The sequence below is a fragment of the Micromonospora sp. NPDC000668 genome, from assembly GCF_042897975.1.
Classification (GTDB): domain Bacteria; phylum Actinomycetota; class Actinomycetes; order Mycobacteriales; family Micromonosporaceae; genus Micromonospora.
This window is the reverse complement of sequence record NZ_JBIAYP010000006.1, coordinates 388,268-414,634: the sequence shown is the minus strand read 5'-3', so window position 1 is coordinate 414,634 and position 26,367 is coordinate 388,268. Positions and strand designations below refer to the sequence as shown.

General features: G+C 70.1%; 28 protein-coding genes and 3 pseudogenes. 21 read left to right on the top strand and 10 right to left on the bottom strand.

What is annotated here, in order from left to right; genetic code table 11:
• The first annotated feature begins 35 nt into the window (after positions 1 to 35).
• Together ACFY29_RS29470 and ACFY29_RS29465 are read left to right on the top strand one after the other, a co-directional pair.
• A complete protein-coding gene (locus ACFY29_RS29470) occupies positions 36 to 1,589 on the top strand; it encodes a glycosyltransferase family 39 protein (protein ID WP_386991373.1) in 1,554 nt (517 codons plus the stop codon).
• 511 nt (positions 1,590 to 2,100) lie between these two features.
• On the top strand, positions 2,101 to 2,643 hold the full coding sequence (locus ACFY29_RS29465; protein WP_386991372.1) for a hypothetical protein: 543 nt from the start codon (positions 2,101 to 2,103) through the stop codon (positions 2,641 to 2,643).
• Here ACFY29_RS29465 and ACFY29_RS29460 read toward each other — a convergent pair.
• Together ACFY29_RS29460 and ACFY29_RS29455 are read right to left on the bottom strand one after the other, a co-directional pair.
• Positions 2,630 to 3,187 carry an NAD(P)H-dependent oxidoreductase gene (locus tag ACFY29_RS29460; protein ID WP_386991371.1) on the bottom strand — a complete coding sequence of 186 codons (558 nt, stop codon included), beginning with the start codon at positions 3,185 to 3,187 and terminating at the stop codon, positions 2,630 to 2,632. The two genes, ACFY29_RS29465 and ACFY29_RS29460, sit on opposite strands and share 14 nt — an antisense overlap.
• A gap of 23 nt (positions 3,188 to 3,210) precedes the next feature.
• Positions 3,211 to 3,381: pseudogene (locus ACFY29_RS29455) on the bottom strand (alkanesulfonate monooxygenase); the annotation flags it as partial.
• A 10-nt stretch (positions 3,382 to 3,391) separates the two neighbouring features.
• Here ACFY29_RS29455 and ACFY29_RS29450 point away from each other — a divergent pair.
• Positions 3,392 to 4,273 carry a condensation domain-containing protein gene (locus ACFY29_RS29450; protein ID WP_386991370.1) on the top strand — a complete coding sequence of 294 codons (882 nt, stop codon included), beginning with the start codon at positions 3,392 to 3,394 and terminating at the stop codon, positions 4,271 to 4,273.
• Here the strand turns inward: ACFY29_RS29450 and ACFY29_RS29445 are convergent.
• A complete protein-coding gene (locus ACFY29_RS29445; RefSeq protein ID WP_386991369.1) occupies positions 4,270 to 5,808 on the bottom strand; it encodes a GMC family oxidoreductase in 1,539 nt (512 codons plus the stop codon). The genes ACFY29_RS29450 and ACFY29_RS29445 overlap by 4 nt on opposite strands.
• Before the next feature lie 79 nt (positions 5,809 to 5,887).
• On the opposite strand from ACFY29_RS29445, the gene ACFY29_RS29440 reads away from it, so the two are divergent.
• The gene (locus ACFY29_RS29440; RefSeq protein ID WP_386991368.1) at positions 5,888 to 6,283 is read left to right on the top strand and encodes a VOC family protein; all 396 of its coding nucleotides are present in this window, start codon (positions 5,888 to 5,890) and stop codon (positions 6,281 to 6,283) included.
• Positions 6,284 to 6,318: 35 nt separating this feature from the next.
• Here the strand turns inward: ACFY29_RS29440 and ACFY29_RS29435 are convergent.
• Positions 6,319 to 6,615 (bottom strand): annotated as a pseudogene (locus ACFY29_RS29435) (acyl-CoA dehydrogenase family protein); the annotation flags it as partial.
• 251 nt (positions 6,616 to 6,866) lie between these two features.
• Between ACFY29_RS29435 and ACFY29_RS29430 the strand changes: the two are divergent.
• Together ACFY29_RS29430 and ACFY29_RS29425 are read left to right on the top strand one after the other, a co-directional pair.
• A complete protein-coding gene (locus tag ACFY29_RS29430) occupies positions 6,867 to 7,484 on the top strand; it encodes an NTP transferase domain-containing protein (RefSeq protein WP_386991366.1) in 618 nt (205 codons plus the stop codon).
• Positions 7,485 to 7,493: 9 nt separating this feature from the next.
• Positions 7,494 to 7,955 carry an HNH endonuclease gene (locus ACFY29_RS29425; protein ID WP_386991364.1) on the top strand — a complete coding sequence of 154 codons (462 nt, stop codon included), beginning with the start codon at positions 7,494 to 7,496 and terminating at the stop codon, positions 7,953 to 7,955.
• A 26-nt stretch (positions 7,956 to 7,981) separates the two neighbouring features.
• Here ACFY29_RS29425 and ACFY29_RS29420 read toward each other — a convergent pair whose 3' ends face one another.
• Complete coding sequence (locus ACFY29_RS29420; RefSeq protein ID WP_386991567.1) at positions 7,982 to 8,473, bottom strand: Lrp/AsnC family transcriptional regulator; 492 nt, start codon at positions 8,471 to 8,473, stop codon at positions 7,982 to 7,984.
• A 64-nt stretch (positions 8,474 to 8,537) separates the two neighbouring features.
• On the opposite strand from ACFY29_RS29420, the gene ACFY29_RS29415 reads away from it, so the two are divergent.
• The 4 genes from ACFY29_RS29415 to ACFY29_RS29400 all read left to right on the top strand — a co-directional run bounded on the left by ACFY29_RS29415 (position 8,538) and on the right by ACFY29_RS29400 (position 11,286).
• The gene (locus tag ACFY29_RS29415; protein WP_386991363.1) at positions 8,538 to 9,485 is read left to right on the top strand and encodes a DMT family transporter; all 948 of its coding nucleotides are present in this window, start codon (positions 8,538 to 8,540) and stop codon (positions 9,483 to 9,485) included.
• A gap of 177 nt (positions 9,486 to 9,662) precedes the next feature.
• Positions 9,663 to 10,073, top strand: coding sequence for a VOC family protein (locus tag ACFY29_RS29410; RefSeq protein ID WP_328416709.1), 411 nt, complete (start codon positions 9,663 to 9,665; stop codon positions 10,071 to 10,073).
• 75 nt (positions 10,074 to 10,148) lie between these two features.
• The gene (locus tag ACFY29_RS29405) at positions 10,149 to 10,775 is read left to right on the top strand and encodes a glyoxalase (protein WP_386991362.1); all 627 of its coding nucleotides are present in this window, start codon (positions 10,149 to 10,151) and stop codon (positions 10,773 to 10,775) included.
• A 1-nt stretch (position 10,776) separates the two neighbouring features.
• A complete protein-coding gene (locus ACFY29_RS29400; RefSeq protein WP_386991361.1) occupies positions 10,777 to 11,286 on the top strand; it encodes a pyridoxamine 5'-phosphate oxidase family protein in 510 nt (169 codons plus the stop codon).
• Between the two features lie 84 nt (positions 11,287 to 11,370).
• Here the strand turns inward: ACFY29_RS29400 and ACFY29_RS29395 are convergent, their stop codons facing one another.
• The gene (locus tag ACFY29_RS29395) at positions 11,371 to 11,760 is read right to left on the bottom strand and encodes a VOC family protein (protein WP_386991360.1); all 390 of its coding nucleotides are present in this window, start codon (positions 11,758 to 11,760) and stop codon (positions 11,371 to 11,373) included.
• Between the two features lie 185 nt (positions 11,761 to 11,945).
• On the opposite strand from ACFY29_RS29395, the gene ACFY29_RS29390 reads away from it, so the two are divergent.
• From ACFY29_RS29390 to ACFY29_RS29380, 3 genes are all read left to right on the top strand, one after another.
• Positions 11,946 to 12,587: a winged helix-turn-helix transcriptional regulator gene (locus ACFY29_RS29390; protein WP_386991358.1), complete on the top strand. Its 642-nt coding sequence runs from the start codon at positions 11,946 to 11,948 to the stop codon at positions 12,585 to 12,587.
• 51 nt (positions 12,588 to 12,638) lie between these two features.
• Positions 12,639 to 13,286, top strand: a complete 648-nt coding sequence (locus ACFY29_RS29385; protein ID WP_386991357.1) for a dihydrofolate reductase family protein — start codon at positions 12,639 to 12,641, stop codon at positions 13,284 to 13,286.
• A 115-nt stretch (positions 13,287 to 13,401) separates the two neighbouring features.
• Positions 13,402 to 13,863: a hypothetical protein gene (locus tag ACFY29_RS29380; protein WP_386991355.1), complete on the top strand. Its 462-nt coding sequence runs from the start codon at positions 13,402 to 13,404 to the stop codon at positions 13,861 to 13,863.
• Between the two features lie 211 nt (positions 13,864 to 14,074).
• On the opposite strand, the gene ACFY29_RS29375 is transcribed toward ACFY29_RS29380, so the two are convergent.
• Positions 14,075 to 15,829: a zinc-binding dehydrogenase gene (locus tag ACFY29_RS29375; protein WP_386991353.1), complete on the bottom strand. Its 1,755-nt coding sequence runs from the start codon at positions 15,827 to 15,829 to the stop codon at positions 14,075 to 14,077.
• A gap of 164 nt (positions 15,830 to 15,993) precedes the next feature.
• Between ACFY29_RS29375 and ACFY29_RS29370 the strand changes: the two genes are divergently transcribed.
• From ACFY29_RS29370 to ACFY29_RS29360, 3 genes and pseudogenes are all read left to right on the top strand, one after another.
• The gene (locus ACFY29_RS29370; RefSeq protein ID WP_386991351.1) at positions 15,994 to 16,959 is read left to right on the top strand and encodes an AraC family transcriptional regulator; all 966 of its coding nucleotides are present in this window, start codon (positions 15,994 to 15,996) and stop codon (positions 16,957 to 16,959) included.
• A 551-nt stretch (positions 16,960 to 17,510) separates the two neighbouring features.
• Positions 17,511 to 18,566 (top strand): annotated as a pseudogene (locus ACFY29_RS29365) (transposase); the annotation flags it as partial.
• Positions 18,567 to 18,776: 210 nt separating this feature from the next.
• Complete coding sequence (locus ACFY29_RS29360) at positions 18,777 to 19,472, top strand: dihydrofolate reductase family protein (RefSeq protein ID WP_386991349.1); 696 nt, start codon at positions 18,777 to 18,779, stop codon at positions 19,470 to 19,472.
• A 324-nt stretch (positions 19,473 to 19,796) separates the two neighbouring features.
• Here the strand turns inward: ACFY29_RS29360 and ACFY29_RS29355 are convergent, their stop codons facing one another.
• On the bottom strand, positions 19,797 to 20,804 hold the full coding sequence (locus ACFY29_RS29355) for an RNA polymerase subunit sigma-70 (protein WP_386991347.1): 1,008 nt from the start codon (positions 20,802 to 20,804) through the stop codon (positions 19,797 to 19,799).
• Between the two features lie 257 nt (positions 20,805 to 21,061).
• On the opposite strand from ACFY29_RS29355, the gene ACFY29_RS29350 reads away from it, so the two are divergent.
• From ACFY29_RS29350 to ACFY29_RS29340, 3 genes are read left to right on the top strand one after another with little or no spacing between them, the layout of a single operon-like run.
• Positions 21,062 to 21,388: a PadR family transcriptional regulator gene (locus ACFY29_RS29350; RefSeq protein WP_328416728.1), complete on the top strand. Its 327-nt coding sequence runs from the start codon at positions 21,062 to 21,064 to the stop codon at positions 21,386 to 21,388.
• Positions 21,385 to 21,741 carry a DUF1048 domain-containing protein gene (locus ACFY29_RS29345; protein WP_386991345.1) on the top strand — a complete coding sequence of 119 codons (357 nt, stop codon included), beginning with the start codon at positions 21,385 to 21,387 and terminating at the stop codon, positions 21,739 to 21,741. The genes ACFY29_RS29350 and ACFY29_RS29345 overlap by 4 nt, the downstream gene beginning before the upstream one ends.
• A 1-nt stretch (position 21,742) precedes the next feature.
• Positions 21,743 to 22,060, top strand: a complete 318-nt coding sequence (locus tag ACFY29_RS29340; protein ID WP_328416732.1) for a DUF1048 domain-containing protein — start codon at positions 21,743 to 21,745, stop codon at positions 22,058 to 22,060.
• Between the two features lie 91 nt (positions 22,061 to 22,151).
• Here ACFY29_RS29340 and ACFY29_RS29335 read toward each other — a convergent pair whose 3' ends face one another.
• Both ACFY29_RS29335 and ACFY29_RS29330 read right to left on the bottom strand, forming a co-directional pair.
• Positions 22,152 to 22,715 (bottom strand): GNAT family N-acetyltransferase, encoded by a 564-nt coding sequence (locus ACFY29_RS29335; RefSeq protein WP_386991343.1) that lies wholly within the window; start codon positions 22,713 to 22,715, stop codon positions 22,152 to 22,154.
• Positions 22,716 to 22,862: 147 nt separating this feature from the next.
• Entirely contained in the window at positions 22,863 to 23,762 is a 900-nt protein-coding gene (locus ACFY29_RS29330) for a 2-hydroxyacid dehydrogenase (protein WP_386991341.1), read from the bottom strand.
• 127 nt (positions 23,763 to 23,889) lie between these two features.
• On the opposite strand from ACFY29_RS29330, the gene ACFY29_RS29325 reads away from it, so the two are divergent.
• On the top strand, positions 23,890 to 24,372 hold the full coding sequence (locus ACFY29_RS29325) for a hypothetical protein (protein ID WP_386991339.1): 483 nt from the start codon (positions 23,890 to 23,892) through the stop codon (positions 24,370 to 24,372).
• A 202-nt stretch (positions 24,373 to 24,574) separates the two neighbouring features.
• Positions 24,575 to 26,362 carry a glycoside hydrolase family 3 protein gene (locus ACFY29_RS29320; protein ID WP_386991337.1) on the top strand — a complete coding sequence of 596 codons (1,788 nt, stop codon included), beginning with the start codon at positions 24,575 to 24,577 and terminating at the stop codon, positions 26,360 to 26,362.
• Positions 26,363 to 26,367 lie beyond the last annotated feature (5 nt).

The following is a 26,367-nucleotide window of genomic DNA, read 5'->3' as shown; positions in this document are numbered from 1 at the left end:
CAGTGCTACGGCGGCCCATCGGTGATGATGTGTGCGTGAGCGAAGCCGCCGCCACCACCGACCGCCCCCAGCATCCGGCCCCAACGTCCCCGCCGCCGGGGCCACCGTCGCCCGGCCCGCGCACGCTGGGGCCGTGGCTGGTGGCCGGCGCGGTCAGCCTGACGCTGCTGTTGCTCGCCGGCCGCTACGGCTACCACCGCGACGAGCTGTACTTCCTGCTCTGCGGCCGGCACCTCGACTGGGGCTACGTCGACCAGGGTCCACTGGTCCCGGCGCTTGCCCGGCTGCTCGACACCATCGCGCCGGGCAACCTGGTGGTGCTGCGTACGCCATCGGCACTGCTGGCCGGCGCAGCGGTCCTGCTGGTCGCCGCCATCGCCCGGGAGTTGGGCGCCGGCCGGGGCGGGCAGACCTTCGCGGCGGTGCTCGCCGCGTTCTCCGGCATCGTGCTCGCCGGCGGCCACCTGCTCAGCACCACCACCGTCGACCTGCTGGCCTGGCTGGCCGCGGCGCTGTGCGCGGTGCGGCTGCTGCGCACCGGCGACAGCCGGTGGGCACTCGGCATCGGGCTGGCGCTCGGCGTGGGCATGCTCAACAAGGTGCTGCCCGCGCTGCTGGCCGTGGGCCTGATCGCCGGGCTGGCCATCGCCGGGCCACGCCGGCTGTTGCGCGACCGGTGGGTGCTGGCCGCCGCCGGGCTCGCCGCGCTACTGGCCGCGCCGAACCTCATCTGGCAGGCGGCGCACGGTTTCCCGCAGCTCGGCGTGGCCGCCTCGATCTCCGACGGTGACAGCTCCTACAGTGGCCGCCTCGACGCGCTCATCCTCCAGTTCGTCATCATCAGCCCGTACGCCGTGCCGATCTGGATCGCCGGCCTCGTCGCGCTGCTACGCCGGCCCCAGTGGCGGGCGTACCGGGCGGTGGGCTGGGCCTGGCTGGTCGTCGTCGGCATCGTGCTGCTCGCCGGCGGCAAGGGCTACTACGACGCGCCGCTGCTGCTGGTGCTCACCGCCGCCGGCGCGGTGGTCACCGCCGCGTGGGCGTCGCGTGGCGCACTGAGGCTGCGTCGGGGCCTGCTCGCGCTGGGCGCGGTGCCGTTCCTCCTGCCCACCGTCGTGCTGCTGCTGCCGGTGCTGCCGGCCGACCGGCTGCCCGGTTTCGTGCTCGACGTCAACTATGACGCTGGCGAGACCATCGGGTGGCCGGCGTTCGCCGACTCGGTCGCCACCGTCCATCGTGGCCTGCCACCCGAGGAGCGTTCGCGGGCGGTCATCCTTACCGGCAACTACGGCGAGGCCGGAGCGCTGGCCCGCTACGGCCCGACCCGTGACCTGCCCCGCGCGTACTCCGGGCACAACAGCATGGTCGACTTCGGCCGGCCACCCGCCGACGCCAACGTGGTGATCGTCGTCGGCTGGGAGCGCCCCGACCCGCTGACCGCCTGGTTCGACGCATGCGTGCTCGGCGGACGGGTGGATCAGCGGGTCGAGGTGGACAACGACGAGAACGGTGGCCCGATCTACGTGTGCCGAGGGCTGCGGCGTCCGTGGGCGCAGATCTGGGACACCGAGGTACGCCACACCGGCTGACCGTGGTCAGCCGTTTTGCTCGCGGGTGAGCCAGTCGCGGACGCCGGCCAGGGCCTCGGGGCCGGAGTCGGCATCGACGTCGCGGGCGAGGTCGGCGATCGTGACCCCAGCGAGGGCCTGGCACCACGCGCTGGGGTGCCAGCAACGCCGAGGCGGCGGAGCAGGTGTACGTGACAGTCAAGACGGTGGAGGCCCACCTCACCGCATCTTCCGCAAGTCCGGGGGGTCGTCGCGGGCCGGGCTGGCGGCGCTGCTGGTCTCCGGGGCAGTCAACCATCAACGGTCTGGCGAGGATCGGGGGTCCACCCCCCGGAGAACCCGATTTGTTTGGTGATGCCCACGATCAAACGGAGATGAAGGATGGGCGTCCCGTGGCGAGTGTCGGATATCTCGCCTTCTGCCTGCCAGAATCTGATATTTTGTCTCCCACCACCGGCCAAACCCGACAGGGCTGGCCGGCGGGCCGGAAGCCGCACTGGCTCAACCGGAGATGCGCAGGAAAGGCATCGTCGTGAGTCAATACATCATCACCATCGTGCCCGTGCAGGACGACGGTGAGGAGATCACCGGCCCGGTGGCGCAGACCGTCGTCCGTCTGGAGGTCAGAAACGGCCACCCGGTCGTGCGGGAGCTCACCGTCCGGGCGCCACAGAGCGCCGGCCTGACCGGCGAGCTGCCCTACGTCGACTTCGACGCCCTGCTGCGCGCCTTCATCCCGCCGCAGGACCGGAAGAAGATCCGCCCGGTCGGCGGCGCCCTGCCAACGGCCTCCCGCCCGGCCGTGACGGTCGGGCCGGTCCCCGAGATCACCGCCGCGACCAGCACCGCCGTGCCCCGCCCGGCCCGCCGGGCCGGCGAACCGGACCGGCTCAGTCGGCTCAAGGCCGGGCGCGCCTACCGCCGGGCACCCGACCCGGCGGACCTGGAGGCGGTCTACGAGCAGGTCAGCACGATCAGCCGGGTGGCCGAGCACTTCGACGTCCCGGTGCACACCGCGCAGGGCTGGATCAGCCGGATGCGCCGCAAGCACGACACCGAGGTCAACGCCGGCTGACGCCGGGCTCGGCCGCCGGGTCGGGCACGTCGGCCAGCGCGTCCGCCACGGCAGGCGCCGCCCGGTCCACCCACAGCTCGATGCCGACCTCCGCCGTGTCGAATTCCCGCTCGAGTACGCACAGACCTGGCGCGGATACGCACGCACCCGCCTCGGCCAACAAGGCGCCCAGGTAGGTGTCGACGACGTGCCGGTGACCGGACCGGGCTGCGGTCATCAACGGCACGGCCACCACCCCGGTGAGCGCGCCCCGGGGCAGCACGTCGACGAAGAGCATCAGCAGGCCGCTGTAAGCCGCCTTGAACGTGGGGCTGGCCACCAGTAGCAGCCCTGGTCGGCGTACCGCCTCCAACACTTCGTCGAGGGTCTCCGGCCGGCTGCCCTGACCGACCAGCTCGGCCGTCAGCTCGGACAGGTCGATCATCGTCGGCGCGCCGACCGGGTTCGGGCAGTGGGTCAGCCGGGCATGCAGGGCCGCCGCGGTGGCCAGAGCGACGGTCCGCGTCCGGGAGTGCGGCTTCGGATTGCCGATCAGCACGGTCATCGGCCGTTCCGTGACGGATGGCGTCATCGGCCCACCGCCAGCTCCGGGGGCCGCGCGGCCTCGGCGTCGAGGAGACCGTCGTGCCGCAGGAGCGGCAGCACCCCCTCGCCGAACCAGCACGCCTCCCCCAGGTGCGGCTGTCCGGACAGGATCAGATGCTCGACCCCGGCGGCGTGGTATTCGCCGATCCGCTCCTGCTTCACCATGCACCACCTGGTCACCGACGGCTGGTCATGCGGGGCGCTCTTCGAGGAGCTGCGCATCCTCTACGCCGGGTCGCCCGCCGAGCTGCCCCCGATGCGCTGGCAGTACCCGCAGTTCGTTGCCGGCCTGGCAGGAGGATCGCCTGGCCGGCACCGAACTGGACCGGCAACGCGAGTTCTGGCGCGACCAGCTGACCGGGCTGCGGCTGCCGCGCCTGCCGTACCGCGAGCCGCCACCGGGAGCCACCCCGGCGTGCTGGCCCGGGATCTCGACGCCGTCAACGCCGACGGACTGCGCGCCCTGGCCCGGCGACACCGCACGACGCTGTTCACCGTGGCCCTGGCCGTCTACTACGCCGTCCTGCACCGCGTCACCGGGCAGGGCGACCTCGCCGTCGCCTCGCTGTTCGCCAACCGGAGCCGGCCGGAGAGCCAACGCACCGTCGGCTTCTGCGCCAACATGGTCGTGCTGCGCACCCGGCTGCCGCCGTTCGCCACCTTCGCTGCCCTGGTACAGGCGACCCACGCGACGACCGCCGCCGCCTTCGCCAAGCAGGAGCAGCCCTACCAGGCCGTGCCCACCGGCAGCGCCAACCTGGGCGGCCGGGTCGACGACGTGGTGTTCCAGATGATGGCCGAGCTGACGCACCGCGTGCGGGCCGGCGACACCGAGTTCGAGTTGCTCGTCCCGGAGGCGATCGGCAGCCGCTTCGGCACCGAGCTGGCGCTCGCCCCGCGCGGGGACGGGATGCGGGTGGTGCTGTTCCACACGCCACGGCTGGCGCCGACGGACGCCCTCCGGCTGCTCGACGGCTACGTCACCGTCGCGCGGGCCATCGTGGCCAACCCCGCTGCGGCACTGTCGACACTGCTGCGCCGCTAGCGGGGCGTACCGGCGATCAGCTCGGCGCCGCGCTCGCCGATCATGACGCTGGTCAACGCGGCGGGCGCGCGCAGCGGCACCGGAACGATGGAGGCATCCACCACCCGCAGGTTGGCCACGCCACGCACCCGGCACCGGCCGTCGACGACCGCGCCCGGGTCGTCCGCCGCGCCCATCCGCGCGCCGCCGACCAGGTTCAACCGGCTGTACGTGGTGGCGCGCAACATGTGGTCCAGCTGCTCGTCGTCGCCCACGACCGCGTCGTCGACGAGCGCGAACCGGGCGACGGTCTTGGTGAAGGCGGCCTGGTTGGCGATCTCCCACGCGTGCCGGTACGCGTCGCGCATCCGGGCGAGGTCACCGTCGGCGGAGTAGAAGCCGAGGTCGACCACGGGCGGGGCCGTCCCGCCGGTGCCGCGCACCGAGATCCGACCCCGCGACGCCATCGCCATGTCGCCGATCATCACGGTGTTGACCTGGTCGGCGCCGATGATCCGGTCCAGACCCGCGCCGGCGCCACGGGAGGTGCTCATCCCGGTAAACAGGCTCAGGTAGAACGCCTGGTCGGCCTCGTGGCCCGGAATGCCGGCGAGCCGCGCGATGAGCTGGGTACGCGGCCAGTCGCCGCCCACCGTCTCCGGGTCGGGCACCACCAGGATGATCGCGCCGGGCTGGTCGATCACGTCGGTGCCCACGCCCGGCAGGTCGATCAGCGGCGTGATCCCGGCGGCGCGCAGCTCGTCGGCGGGGCCGATCCCCGAACGCAGCAGCAGGGCCGGGCTGTACGGAGAGCCGGCGCAGAGGACGACCTCGCCTGCGCCGATGGTCTCCCCCGCGACCTGCACGCCCACCGCCTGCCCGTCGGCCAGCAGCACGCGGTCGACCTCGGCGTCGCCCCAGACGACCAGATTGGACCGGCACCGGGCCGGGTCGAGGTGGGTGAGGGCGGTGGACATCCGCAGCCGGTCGTGCCGGTTCTGCGGATACATCCCGATGCCGACGGCGTCGGGGGCGTTCATGTCCTCCTGGTAGTCGTGGCCCAGGCCGAGCGCGGCCTGCAGGAAGCCGTCCATCGCCGGTGTCAGCTCACCGCGCGACCAGCGGGTGATCGGGACGGGACCGTCGGCGCCGTGGTAGTCGCGGTCGCCGAACTGCTGGTCGGCCTCCAGCCGGCGAAACGCCGGCAGCACCGCCGGCCAGTCCCACTCCGGCAGGCCGAGGGCACCCCACCCGACGAAGTCGGCGGCCAGGGCCCGCATGGCGCCCCGGTCGTTGATCTGCGTGGAGCCACCGACCACCCGGCCGCGCCGCAGCGGCGCGTCCCGCCCGGCGACGACGGTCGCCCGCAGGTCCCAGTCGAAGCCGTCCTCTGCCTCCACCGAGCCGGTGCGCAACGCCTCGGGCACGGCTGCTCCGACGAGGTCGGGGCCGGCCTCCAGCAGCAGCACGGACCGGGCCGCGTCCTCGCTCAGGCGGGCCGCCAGCACCGCGCCCGCCGCACCCGCGCCGACGATGACGTAGTCGTAGCGACGCATGGGCTCAGCGTAGCCGAACACACGACATGCCAGGACGCATCACATGTGCTATCCGGGTTTCTTCATTAGACTCTCGTGTATGAGTAGAGGTCCGGAAGTCATCCCCACCCTGCGCTACCGCGACGCTCCGGCCGCCATCCGGTGGCTGGTCAACGTCGTCGGTTTCCGCGCGGAGCTGGTCGTCCCCGGCCCGGACGACTCCATCAGTCACGCGCAGCTGACCTGGGGCAGCGGCATGGTCATGCTCGGTTCGCAGACGGACGGCAGCGACGGCCGGCTCGTTCTGGACACCGGGCCCGGCGCGACCTATGTGGTGCTCGACGACGTGGCAGCGCACTACGAGCGGGTCGTCGCCGCCGGCGCCGAGGTCGTGCAGAAGCTCCGCGACGAGGACTACGGCGGCCAGGGCTACTCGATCCGCGACGCCGAGGGCAACCTGTGGAGCTTCGGCTCCTACCGACCCGGGTCGTCCTGACCACCCCCGGCTGATCCCGCGCGCGGCCGGCGGGGTCAACCGTCCAGCAGCAGTCCGGCCAGCTCGGCCCGGGCGTCGGCGACCGTGCCGTCGAAGGTGGCCAGCCACCACGCCCGGCGGTACCAGTGGTGCAGCGGCTGCTCCCAGGTGAAGCCACTGCCGCCGTAGGTCTGGATGGCCACCTCGCAGGCGGTCATCGCGGCCTCGCGGGCGGCCACGCTGGCCGTGAGCACCGCCCGGTACGACAGCGGCCGGGCGGCCTCGACCTGCCCGTAGCTCTCGGCCAACGGGTGGGCGACCGCCTGGTTCGCACCGATCAGCTGGCCGAACTGGGTCCGGTTCGGTGCGGGACGCCGGCGCTGTCAGCCAGCCGCGTAGCGCGACGCGGGTCGGCGGCAGCGGGCAGAATCGTTGCCACGCCGACGTCTCGTCCGGTGTCATCCGGCACCTCACCCGAAATACGTGACAGCAGATACGAGATGCATGTTAGCCGTCCCGGCCGGCCGGATCACCCCCAGCTCTCCCCGATCTCGGGTTCCGGCGGGTGACCGGCCGGCCCGCAGCAGCGGGCTACGCTCGGCGCATGGCTACGGCGGGACTGCTCCTCGCGGCCGGCGCCGGCCGCCGGTTCGGCACGCCGAAGGCCCTCCTGTCCTACCGGGGGCGACTCCTGGTGGAGCACGCCGCGGCGATCCTCACGGCCGCCGACTGCCGGCCGGTCGTGGTGGTGCTCGGCGCGCAGGCCGACCGGGTCCGCGCCAGCACGCGGCTGCCCGGCGTGGTGCTCAACGACGACTGGACGACGGGCATGGGCTCGTCCCTGCGGGCCGGGCTGTCCGCCCTGACGTCCGGCACCGCCGTGGCCGCCGTGGTCACCCTGGTCGACATGCCCGGCCTCACCCCCGAGGCGGTACGCCGGGTGGCCCGTGACGCCACCGCCGACTCCCTCACGGTGGCCACCTACCAGGACGGTCGCCGCGGACATCCGGTGCTGCTCGGCCGGCACCACTGGGCCGGCGTGGCCGCGGCGGCCACCGGCGACCGGGGCGCGCGGGACTATCTGCGGGCACAGGGTGACGCGGTGCGGCTGGTCCCCTGTGCGGACGTCGCCGACGACACCGACGTGGACCTGCCCGAACAGGCGGCCCGCTTCGGTCTCACCGAGGTACGGCGGACGCCCGGCACGCGGGCCCTGGACTAGAGTGACGGCGTGCTCAGCAGGGTCAACGGTCTGTCACGACACTTCACTGAGGACACTCTCCGCCACTATCTCCTGGAGCGTTCGGTCCGACAGGACGACGGCTGCCTGATCATCCGTGGATACGGCGCCGAGCGCGGCGTCTACCAGAAGGTGGCGGGCCGGGCCTGGGCACACATCGCGGCCTACGCCGCCTTCGTCGGAGGCTACGACCCGGCCCTGGACGTCGACCACCTCTGCGACGCCCCAGACTGCGTCGAGCCCACTCACCTACGGCAGGTCAGTCATGCGGACAACTGCCGTACGCGCGCGCAGGCGCCGACCTGCCGCAACGGGCACGACCGCGAGGTCGACGAGTCGACGGGGCGGTACCGACGGACGTGTCGCGCCTGCAACCGGGACAGCCAGCGCCGGTGGCGGGAACGCCAGGCCGCCGAGGTGGCCCAGGCCCGCGGGGCGTACGTCCGGACCTAGCCACTCCTGCTCCAGGCGGCTGCTGCTTATCGTCCCGTGGTGGGGTTACGTGGTGGTACGGGTGTGGCCACGACGAAGGAGCTGTGGGTCTGGCCATGGAGCAGGAACTGGTCGAGTACGGCTTCGAGGTCTTCGATGGCGGGTACGTGAATCTTGAGCAGGAAGCAGTCCTCGCCGGAAATGCGGTGACACTCGCTGACCTGTGGGGTGCGGGCGGCGAGTTCGGCGATTTTGGGTAGTTGGCCGGGGCCGGGTCGAATGCGCACCCAGGCGGCGACGGGCAGGCCGATCGCGGCGGGGTCGATGTCGAGGCGGTAGCCGCGGATGACGCCGGCCTGCTCGAGCCGGGCGAGGCGCTCGCGGACGGCGGGTGCGGACATGCCGACCCGGCGGGCCAGCTCGGCGGCGGTCGCGCGGGGATCGGCGCTCAGCACGTCGAGCAGCCGCCGGTTCGTCGCGTCAAGCAGCGACTTTCCCTCAAGAAAGCCAGAAGGCCTCTTGTCTTCCCCTAAGGCCATATCTGCTGCCCTCCACTTTCGATCCGGCATGGTCCTGTGCCGTATCTCTTTCGAGAATAGAGGCATGGCGGAGAACGGTTCGGCTCGTGGCGGTCAGGCGCCGGTGGTACGGCTGGCAGGTCGGGTGCCGCCGCACGCGTACTTCGTGGTCAGCGCGGTGTTCCACTACCTCGGGCCGGCGCTGGCGGTGCTGCTGTTCGCGCGCATCGACGTGCTCGGGGTGGCGTGGCTGCGGATCGCGACCGCCGCTGCGGTGTTTGCGGTGTGGCGGCGGCCGTGGCGGCTGTGGCAGCGCCTGGACCGGCCTACCCGGTGGCTGCTGGTCGGGTGGGCGGCCGTGCTGGCGGTGATGAACAGCGTGTTCTACCTGGCCATCGACCGGCTCCCGCTGGGCACCGTCGCCGCGATCGAGTTCCTGCCGGTCATCGTGCTGGCCGCGTTCGCCGCCCGGACCCGCCGCAACATCGCCGCGCTGTGCGCCGCGGTGGGCGGGGTGTATCTGCTCACCGACGTGCGTCTGGTCGCCGAACCGCTGGGCATCGGCTTCGCCGTCGCCAACGCCGTGCTGTTCGCGCTGTACATCGTGCTCGGGCACCGCGTCGCCCGCAGCCCGCACGTCTCCGGCATCGACGGCCTCGCCCTGTCGATGCTGATCGCCGCGGTGATCGCTCTGCCGATCGGCATCGGGCAAGCCGCGTCAGCCTTCCTCGACCCCGTCGCGCTGGCTGCCGCCGCCGGCGTGGGCGTCTGTTCGTCGGTCATCCCGTACGTCAGCGACCAACTCGCCATGGCCCGCCTGCCCCGCGCCACCTACGCCCTGATGGTGTCACTGCTGCCGGCCACGGCCACCGTCATCGGCGTCATCGTGCTCACCCAGATCCCCACCGCCACCGAGATCATCGGCGTGGCGATGGTCGTCGCCGGCGTCGCCGTACACCAAGAACGCCCGTCGGGGCCGGAGCCGGAGGACACCGAGCAGCCGAACCCCGTGCCCTCTCAACAGCCCGCCTGACGCGCCACGACCGCAAGCTCGACGACGCCACGGCCCGTTACCGTCGGGTCTGCCGCGCGTGCAACCGGGAGGCCCAACGCCGTTGGCGTGAGCGCGCCGCCCGCCGAGGTGGCCCAGGCGCGCGGGGCGTACGGGAAATAGGCCGCGTGCCGGGGAGCCGCCCCTAGCATGATCTTCATGGACATCACCATTCACACGAGCTTCCTCCCGCATGTCGACCCGGACGCCTCCCTGGCCTTCTACCGCGACGCCCTCGGCTTCGAGGTCCGCAGCGACGTCGGACAGGGCACGATGCGGTGGATCACGGTCGGCCCCGTCGACCAGCCCGGCACGTCCATCCTCCTGGCGCCACCGGCCGCCGACCCCGGCGTCACCGACGACGAGCGCCAGACCATCACCCAGATGATGGCCAAGGGCACCTACGGCTGGATCCTGCTGGCCACCCGGGACCTCGACGGTACGTTCGAAAAGGTGCAGGCCAGCGACGCCGAGGTCGTCCAGGAGCCGACCGAGCAGCCGTACGGCATCCGCGACTGCGCCTTCCGCGATCCCGCCGGCAACCTGGTCCGCATCCAGGAGCTTCGCTGAGCGGTCCCGTTGCGGCCCAAGACCGGTCAGGAATCAAGAAGCACCGGTCGCCGAGCCGCACCTAGCGTGATGGGCATGGCAAACATCGAATCCGTCACCCTCGACGTGGCCGACCCCACGGCCGCCAACCGCTTCTACACCACTGCCTTCGGTCTGGACACGCAGATACGCCTGCGGGCCTCGGAGGCGCCGACGACCGGCTTCCGGGGGTTCACGCTGGCGCTCACGGTGTCCCAGCCGGCCACCGTCAACAGCCTCATCGGCGCTGCCCTGGACGCCGGTGCCACCTCGCTGAAGCCTGCCGCGAAGTCGCTCTGGGGCTACGGCGGTGTCGTACAGGCCCCGGACGGCACGATCTGGAAGGTCGCGACCTCGGCGAAGAAGGACACCGGCCCGGACACCCGGCAGATCGACGAGATGGTGCTCCTGCTGGGAGTGGCGGACGTGGCCGCGAGCAAGCGGTTCTACGTCGAGCACGGCCTTACCGTGGCCAAGAGCTTTGCCCGCATGTACGTCGAGTTCGCCGCTGGGTCGAGTCCGGTCAAGCTGGCGCTGTACCGGCGCCGTGCCCTTGCCAAGGACCTCGGCGTCGCTCCCGACGGCACTGGATCGCACCGGCTCATGATCGGCGGCAGTGCCGGGCACTTCACCGACCCGGACGGGTTCGCGTGGGAGGCCGCGTCGCTGGCAACCACGCCCTGATGTGGCACTGCTGTCTGCCGATCACGAGATGGCCGCACGAGTGAATGGAGAAAGCATGACGGGCGCGCCGCCGCGTGGCTTTGCGGAGAGACTGCGGGACACCCGCGCGAAACTGGAGAGCGAGATCGATCTCTGGGTCGCGACGTCAGGCTCCCCGGTCGGCGTCCACCTCATTCCGCTGTCGTACCTCTGGGACGGGACCGCGTTCCTCATTTCGACGCCGCGCACCTCGGTCACCAGCCGCAACCTGCTGGCGGATGGCCGGGTGCGACTCAGCCTGGGGCCGACGCGCGACGTCGTCATCGTCGACGGCACCGCCGAGCCGGTGGACATCGCCGACCTCGACCCGGACCTGGGCCACGCGTTCGCCACCAGGACCGGCTTCGACCCGCGCGAATCCGACGAGCCCTACCAGTACTTCCTGATCCGACCGCGGCGCATCCAGGCCTGGCGGGAGGCGAACGAGTTGCAGGGACGAGTCCTCCTGCGCGACGGCCGCTGGCTCGGCTGACCCAGCGCGGGTTGGTTCACGGTCCAGTCGGGCCGACAGGCTGGCCTCAGGATGGTCGGCCCGACTCATCCTCTGCCGACAACGTCATCCGGCGGCGGCCAGCCCGACGAGGTGGCCCTCGGGGTCGGTGAAGAAGCCGACCACCAACGTGTCGGCGGGGTTGCGGTGCGGCCCCGACACGCGAATGCCGCCGAGGCTTTCCGCTTGCTGCAGCGCCGCCTCCACGTCGGGCACGCCGACGTAGAACAACGTCCGGTGCGGGTAACCCGCGCCGCCGCCGACGCCGCCCGGGATCCCGGCACCGCCGTCGGTGCTGGTGTCGGGGTGGACGAACCCGTAGTTGCCCGGTGCCGAGACCGCCTCGGCGGCGGCGTCCCCGATGTCGAACTGCCAGCCGAACAGCTCCCCGTAGTAGCTGCGCAACCGCTGCGGATCCGTCCCGATGATCTCGAAGTGCACCACTGGTCGCCCCATGGACGTGCTCCTTTCCTGCGCCGCAGCGCCCGACTGCTTCGGCCCTCGCGGCAGTTCGTCGTGGCCCGTGCGGGCCGTCCGGTGCGCGAGCCCTGTCTGTCCGGACCGTAACGCCCATGGTTGCAAAAAACAACTGGATGGTAGCGTTTAACATGCAACCCGGATCAAGGTCAGGAGGAGGCGGCATGCCGACCAGTCGTACCTACGGCGACGCCTGCGGCATCGCCCGCGCCCTCGACGTCGTCGGAGAGCGGTGGGCGGTGCTCGTCGTCCGTGAGCTCCTTCTCGGGCGGCAGCGCTTCTCGGACCTGCGCCGGGCACTGCCGGGGGCCAGCTCCAACATGCTCACTGACCGACTGCGCGAGTTGGAGAGCCGCGACGTGGTGCACCGGCGCCGGCTGCCGCCCCCCGCGGCCTCGGTGGTGTACGAACTCACCGAGTCTGGACGCGAGCTGGAACCGATCGTGCTGGCCCTCGGCGGCTGGGGCCTACGCATCCCCCTACCCGCGGCTCCGGTCCACCTGAGTGCCACCTCGGTGCTGCTCTTCCTGCGCGGTTCACTGCACCCGAATCCCCAGGCACCGCCGGCCACCTACCGCTTCGAGCTCGACGACCGGGTGTGGACTGTCCGCACCCAGGACGGGCAGGTCCACATCGAGCCCGGCGAGCCGGCCCAGTCGCAAGCCTGCCTGCGCACCGATCCGACGACGCTCAATGCCCTCCTCGATGGTTCCGTCACACTGGCCACCGCACTGACGACCGGCACAGCCGTCATCAGCGGCGACGAGGCCATGCTCGGTCACCTCTTGCAGCCCGCTAATCCCTGAGCCGATCGGCCATCGACGTCATCGGTTGTTCGGCAGAATGTGGCGGCGACGGTGCTGGCGGCCGGCAGTTGGCCGCGCAGCGCAAGCGACCCGTGGGAGACCGACATGCGGAAATTGATCGCGGACGAATGGATGACCCTCGACGGGGTCGTCCAGGCCCCCGGCTACGACGGGGAGGACAGCGACGGCGGCTTCCAGCACGGCGGCTGGCACATGCCCCACATGGACGACATCACGACGAACTGGGTCACCAAGACCACGGTCGAGACCGGTGCTTTCCTGTTCGGCCGCCGCACGTACGAGATCTTCGCGTCGTTCTGGCCGACCGCTCCCGCCGAACTCGCCACGCTCGCCGAGGTGCTCAACAACCGGCCGAAATACGTCGCCTCGACGACGCTCACCGAACCGCTCGCGTGGCAGAACTCCACGGTCCTTCAGGGCGACGTCGCCAAGGCCGTGGCGTCGCTGAAGCAGGAAGACGGCGGCGCCCTGCACGTCGTCGGCAGCTCCCAGCTGACCAGGACTCTCATCGAGCACGACCTCGTTGACGAGCTCCGCATCTTCATCGAGCCGGTCCTCGTCGGCGGCGGCAAGCGCATCTTCCCCGAGGACGGCACGCTCCGGCGGCTGCGGCTCACCGGGAGCCAGGTGACGACCACCGGCGTCATCATCGCGACCTACACCACAGCCGAGTCCTGAAGCTCCGCACACGAGGGACGCACCTGCGTCTACCTGTCCGAGGTGGCGATCTGGGGTGTCCGCGCGGATACGAACCATGGCACCGTCGCGAGTTGAGCCAGTGAAGGAGCCGCCGATGATCAACGAACCAACGCTCGTCCGCATCGGCCAGGGGGTGGAGCTGCACCATGGTCGAGGCCAGCGTGAGGCCGCTCGCCACCTGTTCGCGCAGATCTGGGATGAGATCAACGGGGAGCAGGGCGATCCGTTGCACGTTTGCGTCCTCGCGCACGCGATGGCTGACGTGCAGGACGATGTCCACGAGGAGTTGGTTTGGGACCAACGGGCGCTGACGGCGGCCGACCGGCTCACGGAGTTTCGGGTGGCAGAGGCCGGGGTGATGCTGCCCGTGGCTGGCTTGTATCCGTCGTTGCACCTCAACCTGGCTGAGTGCTATCGCAAGCTGGGCGATCTCGGCCGCGCCCGGGAGCACCTCCAGCTCGCGCAGACTGGGATCGGCGCGCTTGGCGATGACGAGTACGCACAGCTGATCAGGGGCGGACTGGATCGGCTGACGCAGCTGCTGACTTCCAAGTAACCGTTCGCCGCCGCCAGAGACCACCCGACAACCAGCGGCGCTTGGATTGAGGTCATGACGGGGTCCTCCTTCGTCGCTACAGGGGCAGGCCGCGCGCCGACCGTTGGCGGTCGGAAGACGGCCTCATCCGGCGCATGGTGGCATCGGTCCCGGAGTGGGGTCCTGGGCATGGTCATCCCCATGCCCAGGACCGGTGCCGCGAGTTCGGCGCTCAGGGGATGATGGTGATCTTGCCGTGGGTCTGCCCCGCCTCGCCCCTGCGGTGGACGAGCGCGAGGGCGGACAGCGGGTGGGACTCGGTGACGCCGACAGTGAGCGCGCCCATGTCGATCAGCTCGACGATCTCGGCGAGCTGTTCGATGTCGTTGCGGGCGACAAAGTGGACGGCGGTGACCTGCGCAGTAGCTGGCGGATCGACCGGCGTGGCGATCGAGACGATGATGCCGCCGGGCCGGACCAGGGGAACAAGCTCCGCAGCCGCCTCGGGACTGATCGCGGCGAGGTTGATGACGGCGTCGACCTGGCCGTCGAGCGCGTCGGCGAGGGGCGTGCGGGTGTAGTCGATGATCTGGTCGGCGCCGTAGGTGCGGACCGCGGCAGCGCTGCGGCCGCTGGCGGTGGCGATCACTGTTGCTCCGGTGTGCTTGGCGAGTTGGACGGCGAAGACACCGACGCCTCCGCCGGCGCCGTTGATCAGGACACGCTGTCCCGCAGTGGGATGGGCATGCTCATGCAGCGCCTGCCAGGCGGTGAGCGCGGCGACCGGGATCGCGGCGGCGTCAGCCAACGGGATGGTGGTGGGTGCTTTGACCAGGGTGCCGGCGGCGGCGACGACGTACTCGGCCGACGCCCCGCCGTAGTCGAGGCGGCCAACCACCCGGTCGCCCACGGTGAAGGAGCTGACATCGCTGCCGGTCTCGGTGATCGTGCCGGAGACATCGAAGCCGAGGGTGTATGGCAGGTCCACCGGCAGCACGGCCTGCAGGAACCCTGATCGGAGCGCGGCATCGGAGGGGTTGTAGGAGGCCGCGGCGACCCGGATGAGTACCTGGTCCGGCTCGGGCACCGGCCGCAGCACCTCTTCGTAACGGATGATGCCGGCATCGCCGTACTGGTGGATACGTGCGGCCTTCATGGTGTCGCGGAAGGCGCTGGCGTGGTCGGTCACCCAGGTCCGGAACGTGCGCGCCGGCGCTCCGGTGACCTCCTGCACGGTGGAGGTGACCGGCCTCGGCTCCGTCACCATCTCGGACTGGGCCTGGAGGACGCCGTCAACGGCCGCGGGCGGCCAGCCCTGGGCTAGCATCTGCTGCCGCGCAGTGTCCGGTGCGGTCTCGACCCAGCGCACCGGGCGGCCGATCACCTCACCGATGATGCGCACCTGGTCGGCCTGGGTGAGTGATTCAGGACCGGTCAGCTCATAGATCGCTCCTGCGTGCCCGTCGCCGGTGAGTGCGCGTACCGCGACGGCGGCGATGTCGCGCTCGTGCAGCGGGGGCATGACGGCCGCCCCGTAGGGCGCGCGCACGATGCCCTCGGTGCGGATCTGCTCGGTCCACCTGAGGGTGTTGGCCGCGAAGACGTGGGGCCGTAGGAACGTCCACTCCAGCCCGGACCGCTTGATCAAGTGCTCGACCTGCTGTTCGTGGTCGCGTACGGCCGCTGACGAAAGGTAGACCACGCGACCGGTGTGCTCGGCGACCACATCCAGGACTGCGGGCACGCCCTCAGCCGTGGCAAAAGGCCAGACCAGGAACGCCGCCTCGACCCCGGCCATGGGCGCATGCAGGGTGTCTGGCTCGGACAGGTCACCGCGCATGACCTGGACGCCGGGCGGCAGGACCGCCGATTCGGGATCGCGGGCCAACGCCCGAACCTCGATTCCCGCGTCCATCAGCTGAGTCACAACCTGTCGGCCGACCGTGCCGGTCGCCCCAGTAACCACGATCTTGTGTCGCCGTGCCATGACGGTGCCTCTTCTAAGTTGTCTCGGCCCCGGCTCACGGCCGCGGGGGGTTGATCACTTCTCTTGCGATCCACCGTACGAGGAGCGCAGGAGACTTCCTATGCGCAGAAGTCTCTGATTCATACGCAAACGTCTTCGCGGAATGTCAGCGATAGACTCGATCGGTGGATGTGCTCAGCGATGTGATCGCCATCATGCGCACCGGACGGCCCCGTTCAGCGCGCGTTCAATGGCACGCTCCCTGGGGACAGCGCTTCCCCTCCGCCCCCGGCTCGGCGGGCTTTCAAGTGATCCTGCAGGGGTCGTGCTGGCTCACCCCGCCCGACGGCGGCGCACCCATCGCGCTGGGCGTCGGCGACGTGGTGTTCTTCCCCCACGGGCACGGATACGGCCTGGCCGACAACCCCGCCACCTCGCTGGCCGAACCCGACTGCGATCCGCTTGAAGAGGCCGACCTCTACGCCTCAGCGTCCATCGGCCAGCCTGTGCACGGCACCCCCACCGTGACGCTCTGCGGCGGATATCGGCTCGACCCGGCCCGGGCTCATCCGCTGCTGGACGACCTACCCGGCATGGTCCACCTGCCCGCCCGGCTCGGGCACCGCGCCGAAGTCCGCGCCGCCGTCGACCTGCTCGGCAGCGAACTCAATCGCCCCCGTCTCGGCGCCGACACCATCGTGCCCGCCCTGCTCGACATGCTGCTCCTCTACATCCTGCGAGCCTGGTTCGACGAGCAACCCGAGCGGGGCACCGTCACCGGCTGGTCCGCGGCACTGGCCGACCCGGCGATCAGCGCCGCGCTGCACGCCATCCACCGCGACCCCGCACACCACTGGACGGTCGAGACACTGGCCGCACAGGCAAGACTGTCCCGCGCGGCCTTCTCCAAGCGATTCACCGCCATGATCGGCCAACCACCCCTCGCCTATCTGACCTGGTGGCGCATGACCACCGCGGCACGGCTGCTCCACGGATCCGACGCCCCACTTAGTGAGGTGGCCACCCAGACCGGCTACACCTCGGAATTCGCCTTCGCAAACGCCTTCAAGCGGGAGTACGGCACCGCTCCCGGCAGATACCGCCGACGCAGCCAAGCGGGAACCCCGAACAAAGAACAGAGCTCGGCGTAACCACACCTCAGCCAGTCGCCCTGCTCCAGAACACGCCACCGCCAGCCCGGCAGACCATCTACCTGAGAGAACGCCGCCGTTCCTACAGAGGGCCTGCCGTTGCGGTTAACCTGGTCGTAGTCCAGACGCTTGTCCAGGTCCAGCTCGAACCGGGCCGTGCAGGTGCAGGTGCAGGTGCAGGGTCAGCATGGAGATCTCCTGCGCCTCCCGGTCGGAGCCGGGCAGTTCGGCCTCCCGCCCACAGTGGATCGCCCCGTTCTCGGAGCACCGCGGCCGCTGATACACCAGCCTGAAACCTTACGCACAAGAACTGTCATTATGATGTGTTGCCGTTATGCCCCATTTGAGCGGATGGATTGCCGGATTATCGTTACCGGTTATCCGGCAATCCATCCGCGGGGTTTCCGAACCCGGGGTTGAGGAAGATTCACGCCGAAATTGGCGCTAACGGTGATCTTGGCTAGCGACCAGGGCAGGGTCCACATTGGGGTGTGACGGGGTCGTAGGTTTTCCGGCTGTGCCCCTCGATTTCCTGACTGATGACCAGGTAGAACTACATCCGCCCGGACACCCACGCCGCCGCCAACGCCCGCCTGGTCGCCTACCAGGAGAAGATCGGCATCACCGACCTGTGGGGCGGCGGCCTGGTCGCCGGCGTCGACGGGTTGCGGTTCGTCGTGCCGGTCCAGACGATCCAGGCCGTGCCGAGCCCACGGTTCTTCGGCTACAAGCGTGGCATCACCTGGCTCAACGCGGTCAACGACCGGTTCGCCGGGCTCGGCGCGACCATCGTGACCGGCACCGTGCGCGACAGCCTGCACATCCTGGACGCGCTGCTCAACCTCGACGCCGGACCCCGCCCGGAGATGATCACCACAGATACGGCCTCGTACTCCGACATCGTGTTCGGCCTGTTCCGGCTGCTCGGGTACCGGTTCTCACCGCCCATCGCCGACATCGGCGGCACCGGGTTCTGGCGTGCCGACCTGCCCGGCGCCGAGCCGGGCGACTACGGGTCACTGAATGCGATCGCCCGCAACAAGGTCAACCTCAGCCGGATCGTCACGCACTGGCCGGACATGCTGCGCATCGCCGGATCGCTGGTCACCAGCCGGGTCCGGGCGTATGACCTGCTGCGGATGCTCACCCGCGACGGCACCCCGACCCCACTGAGGCAGGCCCTGGCCGAGTACGGGCGCATCCCCAAGACCCTGCACCTGCTGGCGATGATCGATCCAGTGGACGAGACCTACCGGCGTACCGTCATCCGCCAGCAGAACATCGTCGAGTCCCGCCACGCCCTCGCACGCAAGATCCTGCACGGCAACCGGGGCGAGATCTCCCAGGCGTACCGGGCCGGGCAAGAAGACCAGCTCGGCGCGCTCGGCCTCGTGCTCAACGCGATCGTGCTGTGGAACACCCGCTACATCGACCTGACGGTCAACCTGCTGCGCGCCCAGGGCTACCCAGTGCGCGACGAAGACGCCGCCCGCCTTTCCCCGCTGGGGTACGCGCACATCAACATGCTGGGCCGCTACAGCTTCCCCAAGCCGGGCGACGGGCCACAGCTGCGCCCGCTGCGCGACCCCGACCAGCCGGAGAACTGATGCGCGCCAAGGACATCGAGCCCGGCCGCGAGTACGGGCGCAACGCCTCTGCGAAAGCAGACAGCCGCTGTTGCAGGTGGCCGTGGAAGGCCTTCCCGTCCGGGCAGACGGCAGCAGCGGTCGGGGAGAGCTGGCCCTGGGTGCGCCGCTGCCCGTACGAGGGTGAAATCGAGATCCGGTGGGTGCTGCTCGAGCCCAGCCGAGTACGCCGTGCCGAGTTCGGAACGCGAGGACTACCTGCGGACGCAGATCGCGCACCGATTAGGTTTCCGCGCCGCGCCCGTCTGTACGTATAAGAACGACTCACGAGAGGCTGGCATGATGCGGAAACTGACCTTTGGCATGAATGTGACCCTGGACGGCTACATCGCCGCGCCCGGCGACGACCTCGGCTGGAGTGGGGGTGAGGGACCGGACTCGTCGTCGAGCGACGAGCTGTTCCAGTGGTGGTCCGACCGGGTGGGGGCGACTGGCCTGGCGCTGTATGGGCGCAAGCTGTGGGAGGCGATGAGTTCCCACTGGCCGACCGCCGACCAGCAGCCCGGCGCCACACAGGCGGAGATCGAGTTCGCCCGCCGCTGGCGGGACATGCCGAAGGTGGTGTTCTCCTCGACGCCCAGGACGGTCGACTGGAACACGCGCCTGGTCACCGGCGACGCGGTCGCCGAGATCACCCGGCTCAAGGCCGAGGACGGCGGCCCGATGGACATCGTCGGCGCGACGCTTGCCGGGGCGGCCATGCGGGCCGGGCTGATCGACGAATACGCCCTGGTCACCCACCCGGTCCTGGTGGGCGGCGGCACGCCGTTCTTCACCGCGCTGGACAGCTGGGTGAACCTGAACCTCGTGGAGACGCGGACTTTTTCCGGCGGCGTAGTGCTGACCCGATACGAGACGAGGCGATGAGCACGGGCCAGCTGCTCGGCTCGTGAGGCCGGGTCGAAATCCTTCCTGACGTGCTGACCGTGACCCTCGGCTATGAGGGAACCTTCCCCGGGCCCTTCCTTGCGTTCCAGTCAGATGTTGACCGACTTGCTGGAGATGAGGACGACGGCGTCGTTGATTGTGACGATGTTCTTCGGGCATAACGCCGCCCCGCCGGCAACGCCGGCGGGGCGGTGGTGTTCGCGTTGTCGCGTTGGTGTTCAGCTGGTCGGGGTGCTCATTCCGCAGTGACTTCGGTGACGCCGGCCCGTGCGCTGGACTCGTCGACGATGGGGACTTGTGTGATCACAGTGTCGGGGGCAGGTCCAGCCATGGTTTGTCGGTGGCGTCGAATCCGGTGAGCTCGGCGATCTTCCCGTCGACGATGTGCAGGACCGCGATGTTGAATAACCGGTACTTTGGGTCGTTGGGGGTGCGGAGGTACAGCACGGCGGCGGGCATGCGGTTGATCGTCGTGGTGATACAGCGCCAGTCGTCGTAGCCGGGCTGGAAGAGCCCATTGGAGACCCAGCCGTCCACCGCGTCCTTGGCCGTGATGACCGAGGTGCCCGCCTCGGGCAGCATCACGAAGCGCAGGTCGTCGCGCAGCAGGGCCATCAGCCCGTCGAGGTCGTTGCGCTCATGGGCGTCGATATACAACTTCACCACGCCGCGCTCGTCATTCGACAGCTCGTGGGTGGCGGGTCTCCGCCAGTCGAGGCGGCGGTCGGGCAGCTGCTCGCGCATCGTCACACGGGCCCGCTGCAGTGCGCTGGTCACCGATGCGACGGTCAGCTCGAGGGCGTCGGCGGCCTTCGCCGCCGGCCAGCCGAGGACGTCGCGCAGGATGAACACCGCCCGCTGCCGCGGCGGCAGGTGCTGGACGGCGACGATGAACGCCAGCTCAATCGTTTCCCTCGCCACCACCGATTCCTGCGGGTCCTCGGGGAGCATCCGGTCGGGGTACGGCTGCAGGTAGAGCACCTCGGAGCCGACGTCCGCCAGCTCGGACGGTACGGGTGTGCGGTCGTTGCGCTTCTCCAGGAAGTCGAGGCAGGCGTTCGTCGCGATCCGGTACAGCCAGGTCCGCAGGGCCGCGTGGCCCTTGAACGACGCCCGCTTGTTCCACGCTCGCAGGAACGTCTCCTGCGTCATGTCCTGGGCGTCCTCGTAGTTCGCGAGCATCCGGTAGCAGTGCACCTGCAGCTCACGCTGGTGGCGCTCCGTAATGAGTGCAAACCGCGCCGTGTCGTCTGAGCGGGCCGCCGCGATGAACGCGGCCTCGTCGGCGCCCAGCAGTCTGGCGTCGGTCATGGTCATCAATCCTTCCACCGGTGCGAGAGGCTAACAGAACTGACGACGTGACGGAGGATTTCTGATCGGCGAAGCCGCTGACACCGGGCCGTTCGCCAGGCGGGCTGTGGCAGCTTGCCTCGCGCGTGCCGGCATTGAGCCCGCGCTTCACGTACAGGAAGGCGCGGCTGGTCGGGAGCACCTGGACGCACTACTCGGTGGTACCGTTTAGTGGTACTCGGTAGTACGAGGTACCGGAGGGTCGAAGAGGAGCCGCGATGGACGACCTGACAGAGATGCTGAAGGGCACGCTCGAGGGCTGCGTGCTCGAAATCATCGGCGGCGAGGAGACCTACGGGTACGCCATCACGCGTCGGCTGAACGAGCTCGGCTTCGCCGACGTCGTCGAGGGGACGGTGTACACCATCTTGCTGCGACTGGAGAGGAACGGACTCGTCCAGGTGACGAAACGACCATCCGAGGTGGGCCCGCCGCGCAAGTTCTATGCGCTCAACGACGCCGGGCGCAAGGAACTCGCGACGTTCTGGGCGAAATGGCAGTACGTCTCATCACGCATCGACAGGCTCAAGGAGGGCGGGCGATGAGCTTCTGGGAGACCATCACAGGCAGCGATCTCACCAGGGAATGGAAGGTGTTCGAAGCCCGGGCAGAGGCATTGCCGGCCGACTACCAGGCGGCATGGGAACAGATCAAGGGCAACCTCTTCCCCTACACGGGCTTCACAGGTCGCAACCTGATGCCGATCCTCGACGCCGCCCTGGGGCTGCTTGAAGAAGCATCGGCGGACGGGCAGAGCATCCACGAGGTGCTCGGCGACGACATCCCCGGCTTTTGTACGGCGTTGGCCGGCGGAGAGGGTGCCCGTACCTATCGCGACCGGTGGCGCGAGCAGTTGAACAGGAACGTCGCAAGGAAATTGGGCCGGCTAGGAGGCTGACGTGGGCATCCAGGACATCATCGAGGGCAAGAAGCAGTGGCGGGCGCACGTGGCTCGGGTCAAGGCGCTCCCGCCGGACTACCAGATCGTCTACAAGGAGATGCAGAGGTACCTGTTCAAGGTCGGCCCGGTCGACCTTTTTGATGGGCGCCTGCTCGCCGGAATCGTCGACTTCTTCGAGGAAGGTGCCGCGGCCGGCAAGGGGGTTCTGGAACTCATCGGCACCGACGTCGCCGCCTTCTGCGACGACCTGGTCAAGGACTCGCGCACCCACGCGGACGTCTTTCAGGAGTCCATCAGCGGGACGGACGAGAAGTAACACCCGTCGTCATCATGGCAGCGGGCGTAAGGCCGCACGACGCGCTGGCGAGCTGAGCAGCTTGCCAGCGCGTCGGCAGATCCGCGCTCCCCTAGTCGGCCTTCGGATGGTCGTCGGCGGTTGCCTCGGCGATCATCGAAAAACTGGCCAGGTCATAAGCCTCGCGCCCCTCCTGCTCGGGCATCCGCAGTGTGCTCTCCCGCTGGTACCCGGCCTTTTCGGCCACCCGCAGGGACGCCACGTTGTCGACGCGGGAGTGCAACTGAACCCGCCGCATCCCGCCGTCGGTAAGCGCCCACCGTCCAACCGCCCGGGCCGCCTCGGTCGCATAGCCGCGACCTCGCCGACTGATGTGTATTCCGTAACCGATCTCGGTGCGACCAGCCTGCCAGTCGGTGTCCCGCAACCCGGTACTGCCGACAATCCGGCCGGTGGCCCGCTCCACTATCGCCAGGTGTACGCCCTCGCCGCCCAAACGCCGCTGATGCACCTTGTCCGCCAGCCACTCGTCCACGTCAGCGACCGCCTCAGGGAAGCCTGGCGGCAGTGCCGTGCGATCCCCGGCCGCCACAAATGCCGCCACAGATACGGCATCCTGCGGCCCGAACTCACGAATCTCCAACCCGCCGGAGATGATCTTCACTGGAGGGAACATGGTGCGCAGGGTAAGCCGCACCCCGTGCGCGGTGCAGGGGGTTTTGCGCTCGTCGCGAACCAAGCGGATGGTGCCACCGCAACTCATCGGCAAGGCCCGACGTCTCTGGCGGAAGCACCGGAATTGGCCCGCCGCTGGGACCGAAAGTTACGGCCCGACAACGACGTTCGCGAGCGGCTTGCCCGCCGCGTACCGCCGTACCTGGTCGACCAGCAGCCGGCGGGCCCGGGGTGCCAACGCGGCGGTCAGGCCGCCGACATGCGGGCTGATCAGGACGTTCGGCGCAAACCACAGTGGGTGATCGGCGGGCAGTGGCTCGGGTTCGGTGACGTCCAGGGCAGCGTGCAGCCGGCCCGCGTCGAGCTCGGCGAGCAGCGCCTCGGAGTCCACCACCCCGCCCCTCGCCACGTTCACCAGCAAGGCGCCGTCGGCCATCCTGGCGAGGAAATCCTTGTTGACCAGGCCTGCGGTCTCCGGGGTCAGCGGGGTGGCCAGGATGACAACATCGGCGTGTGGCAACAGTTCCGCAATTTCGGAAATCGGCCTCACGCCGGGGCGGGCGCTCCGGGCCACCCGGCTGATCTCCACCTCGAACCCCACCAGCCGGCGCTCGATCGCGGCGCCGATCGAGCCGTACCCGACGATCAGCACCCGGGCGTCAGCCAGCCCGGCCGACCAGCCCGAGGCCCAGCGGCCCTCGCCCCCCGCCCGGACGAAGTCCGGCAGCCGGCGCCGGGCGGCCAGGGTGAGTGCCACGGCCAGCTCAGCGGTGGCCGCGTCATGCACGCCCCGGCCATTGGCCAGGATCAGGCCGGGCCGCAGGAACGGCAGGATGTGGTCGTAGCCGGCGGTCACGGTCTGCACCACTGCGAGCCGGGGCATCCGGGCGATCGGCTCGCAAAGGCGCGGATCGATGATCCCGTACGGGATCGCATAGAACTCGACGTCGTCCAGGTTCTCGGCCATAGGCTGAGTGCCGTCGTACAGCGCGATGTCGAGATCGTCGAGCTCGGCCACTGCGTCGGGGTGAGGGATCAGGTAGCGCACGGCGGCATTATCCCGAAGCCGTCGCCCGGGCCGAAATCCTCTGCAATCTGCCCTAGCGCCGCCACGGCACCGGGTTCACGAGCAGGGAGTTTGACCCTCGGGTAAGTCGAGGCCCGAGGGTCGCGGCATGGACATCCAGAACGAACAAGCCGCAGCCGACGAGACGATGGCGAGCATCGTCGCCGCGGTGGAGCTGGGCCGCTCAGGCCAGCGCGCGCAGGCCAGGGAGGCGCTCACCGCGCTCTGGGATCAGATCGGCGAAGCCGGCGACGCCTTCCACCGCTGCACCCTCGCGCACTACCTGGCCGACCTCCAGGACACCACCGAAGCTGAACTCGGCTGGGACGAGCGTGCCCTGGCCGCGGTCTCCGACCTCACCGACGAAAGGGCCCAGCAGTACCACCACTCGCTTCAGGTCCACAACTTTCTGCCGTCGCTGCACCTCAACCTCGCCGACGACCACCGCCGCCTGGGCAACAACACCCGGGCCCGAGAACACCTGGCCCTGGCCGAGCGCTTCGTCGGGCGGCTGCCGGACGACCCGTACAGCGAGGTGATCCGCGCCGGCATCCGCAACGCCACCGAGGCGTTGGGGCCAGTGCGCGAGTAGTCGACCGCGAACCGCTGCGAACGTCGGGCCATGCCGGCGGGGCCGTCGCCAACCTCGCCAGTATCCGCGCCCGCGAGCCGGGTGACCGCCCGATCTTGCAACTTACCTTCTTGACGTGCGGCAGAAGCGTAGCTAAGTTTCAGCCACCCGGACTGAGAGGCCGCCGTCTATGCAGACTCGACTCACTCCCACAGCTACCTGGGTGACCACACTGGCGACCGCGCTCGCCCTCCTGCCCGCCCAGGCCTCGGCCGCACCGGCACGCCCCCCGTCGGCCGAGCACGGCTGGGTCACCTCCACGCTGCGGCACATGAGCCTGGAGCAGAAGGTCGGGCAGCTCTTCGCCACCTACGTCTACGGCTCAGACGCCACCGCGCCCACGGCCGCCGACCGCGCCGCGAACCGGGCCGCGTTCGGCGTCGAAACGCCGGCCGAGGTCATCGGCCGGTACCACCTCGGCGGCGTCTGCTACTTCTCCTGGTCGCACAACCTGGACAGTCCTCGCCAGATCGCGACCCTCTCCAACGGACTTCAGCAAGCCGCGCTCGGCGACCGGTCGAAGGGCCGCGTGCCCCTGCTCATCTCCACCGACCAGGAGCAGGGCGCGGTGGTACGGATGCCCTCCCCCGCCGCCCAGTTCCCCGGGTCGATGGCGCTTGGTGCCGCGCGGTCCCCCGAGGCCGCCCGGACGGCGGCGGAGATCACCGGGCGTGAGCTGCGCGCGGTCGGCATCCGCCAGCCGTACGCGCCGATCGCCGACGTCAACGTCAACCCGGGTAACCCGGTGATCGGCGTCCGGTCCTTCGGCGCCGACCCCACCCTGGTGGCTGACCTCACCGCCGCCCAGGTCACCGGCTTCCAGGACCGGGCTCGGGTCACCGCCGTGGCGAAGCACTTCCCCGGGCACGGCGACACGGCCACCGACAGCCACACCGGCCTGCCGGTGATCAACCACAGCCGCGCGGAGTGGGACCGGATCGACGCGCCACCGTTCCGGCGGGCGATCAAGGCCGGCGTCGAATCGATCATGACCGCGCACATCGTGGTCCCCGCGCTCGACCCCTCCGGCGACCCGGCGACGTTGTCGCCGACGATCCTCACCGGTGTGCTGCGCGGTGAACTCGGCTTCCGGGGCGTCATCGTCACCGACGCGCTGAACATGGCTGGCGTGCGCGCGAAGTACGGCGACGAGCGGGTACCCGTACTGGCGCTCAAGGCCGGCGCCGACCAGCTCCTGATGCCGCCGGACCTCGCGCTGGCCCGGGACGCGGTGCTGCGGGCCGTCGCCGCCGGCGAGCTCACCGAGCGACGGATCGACGAGTCGGTCCGGCGCGTCCTCGGCATGAAGTACCGCCAGGGGCTGGCCCGCTCACCGCTGGTCGACGTCGAGAAGGCGGTACGCACGGTCGGCGCGCCGGAGCACCTCGCCGCCGTCGCCCGGGTCACCGACCCGACGCTCACCGCCGTCCGCAACGACGCCGGCATACTGCCGCTGCCCCGCGCCGACCGTTCGGTGCTGGTCACCGGCTGGGACAGCGCCGCCTTCGCCCCGGTCGCGACGGTCGCCGACGGGTTCACCGCCCGCGGCGCCCGAGCCACCGCCCGACCGGCGACGCTGCCCTCCGACGCGGTGATCGCCGCGACGGCCGCGCAGGCCGCCGAGCACGACCTCACCGTCGTGCTGGTGAACAAGGCGTGGGACACCACTGTCACCGACCCGCGTGCCACCCAGCAGCGCCTCGTCGCGGCGCTGCTCGGCACCGGCAAGCCGGTGGTCGTCGTGGCCGTCCGCGACCCCTACGACATCGCGTACCTGCCGGGCGTGACCACCTACCTGGCGACCTACTCGTACACCCGGGCGGCGATGGACGCACTTGTCCGCGCGCTGCACGGCGAGCTGTCCCCGAGCGGGCGGCTGCCCGTCACGATCCCCACGGCCGAGGGGGCGGGCTCCGTGCTCTACCCCTACGGCCACGGTCTGAGCTGGTAGGAGGC

Coding starts and splice junctions, on each gene's coding strand:
- ACFY29_RS29460 (WP_386991371.1), bottom strand. CDS start 3,187: ATGACCGTGCTGATCGGCAATCCGAAGCCGCACTCCCGGACGCGGACC.
- ACFY29_RS29450 (WP_386991370.1), top strand. CDS start 3,392: ATGCACCACCTGGTCACCGACGGCTGGTCATGCGGGGCGCTCTTCGAG.
- ACFY29_RS29445 (WP_386991369.1), bottom strand. CDS start 5,808: ATGCGTCGCTACGACTACGTCATCGTCGGCGCGGGTGCGGCGGGCGCG.
- ACFY29_RS29440 (WP_386991368.1), top strand. CDS start 5,888: ATGAGTAGAGGTCCGGAAGTCATCCCCACCCTGCGCTACCGCGACGCT.
- ACFY29_RS29430 (WP_386991366.1), top strand. CDS start 6,867: ATGGCTACGGCGGGACTGCTCCTCGCGGCCGGCGCCGGCCGCCGGTTC.
- ACFY29_RS29420 (WP_386991567.1), bottom strand. CDS start 8,473: ATGGCCTTAGGGGAAGACAAGAGGCCTTCTGGCTTTCTTGAGGGAAAG.
- ACFY29_RS29415 (WP_386991363.1), top strand. CDS start 8,538: ATGGCGGAGAACGGTTCGGCTCGTGGCGGTCAGGCGCCGGTGGTACGG.
- ACFY29_RS29410 (WP_328416709.1), top strand. CDS start 9,663: ATGGACATCACCATTCACACGAGCTTCCTCCCGCATGTCGACCCGGAC.
- ACFY29_RS29405 (WP_386991362.1), top strand. CDS start 10,149: ATGGCAAACATCGAATCCGTCACCCTCGACGTGGCCGACCCCACGGCC.
- ACFY29_RS29395 (WP_386991360.1), bottom strand. CDS start 11,760: ATGGGGCGACCAGTGGTGCACTTCGAGATCATCGGGACGGATCCGCAG.
- ACFY29_RS29390 (WP_386991358.1), top strand. CDS start 11,946: ATGCCGACCAGTCGTACCTACGGCGACGCCTGCGGCATCGCCCGCGCC.
- ACFY29_RS29380 (WP_386991355.1), top strand. CDS start 13,402: ATGATCAACGAACCAACGCTCGTCCGCATCGGCCAGGGGGTGGAGCTG.
- ACFY29_RS29375 (WP_386991353.1), bottom strand. CDS start 15,829: ATGGCACGGCGACACAAGATCGTGGTTACTGGGGCGACCGGCACGGTC.
- ACFY29_RS29355 (WP_386991347.1), bottom strand. CDS start 20,804: ATGACCGACGCCAGACTGCTGGGCGCCGACGAGGCCGCGTTCATCGCG.
- ACFY29_RS29350 (WP_328416728.1), top strand. CDS start 21,062: ATGGACGACCTGACAGAGATGCTGAAGGGCACGCTCGAGGGCTGCGTG.
- ACFY29_RS29345 (WP_386991345.1), top strand. CDS start 21,385: ATGAGCTTCTGGGAGACCATCACAGGCAGCGATCTCACCAGGGAATGG.
- ACFY29_RS29335 (WP_386991343.1), bottom strand. CDS start 22,715: ATGTTCCCTCCAGTGAAGATCATCTCCGGCGGGTTGGAGATTCGTGAG.
- ACFY29_RS29325 (WP_386991339.1), top strand. CDS start 23,890: ATGGACATCCAGAACGAACAAGCCGCAGCCGACGAGACGATGGCGAGC.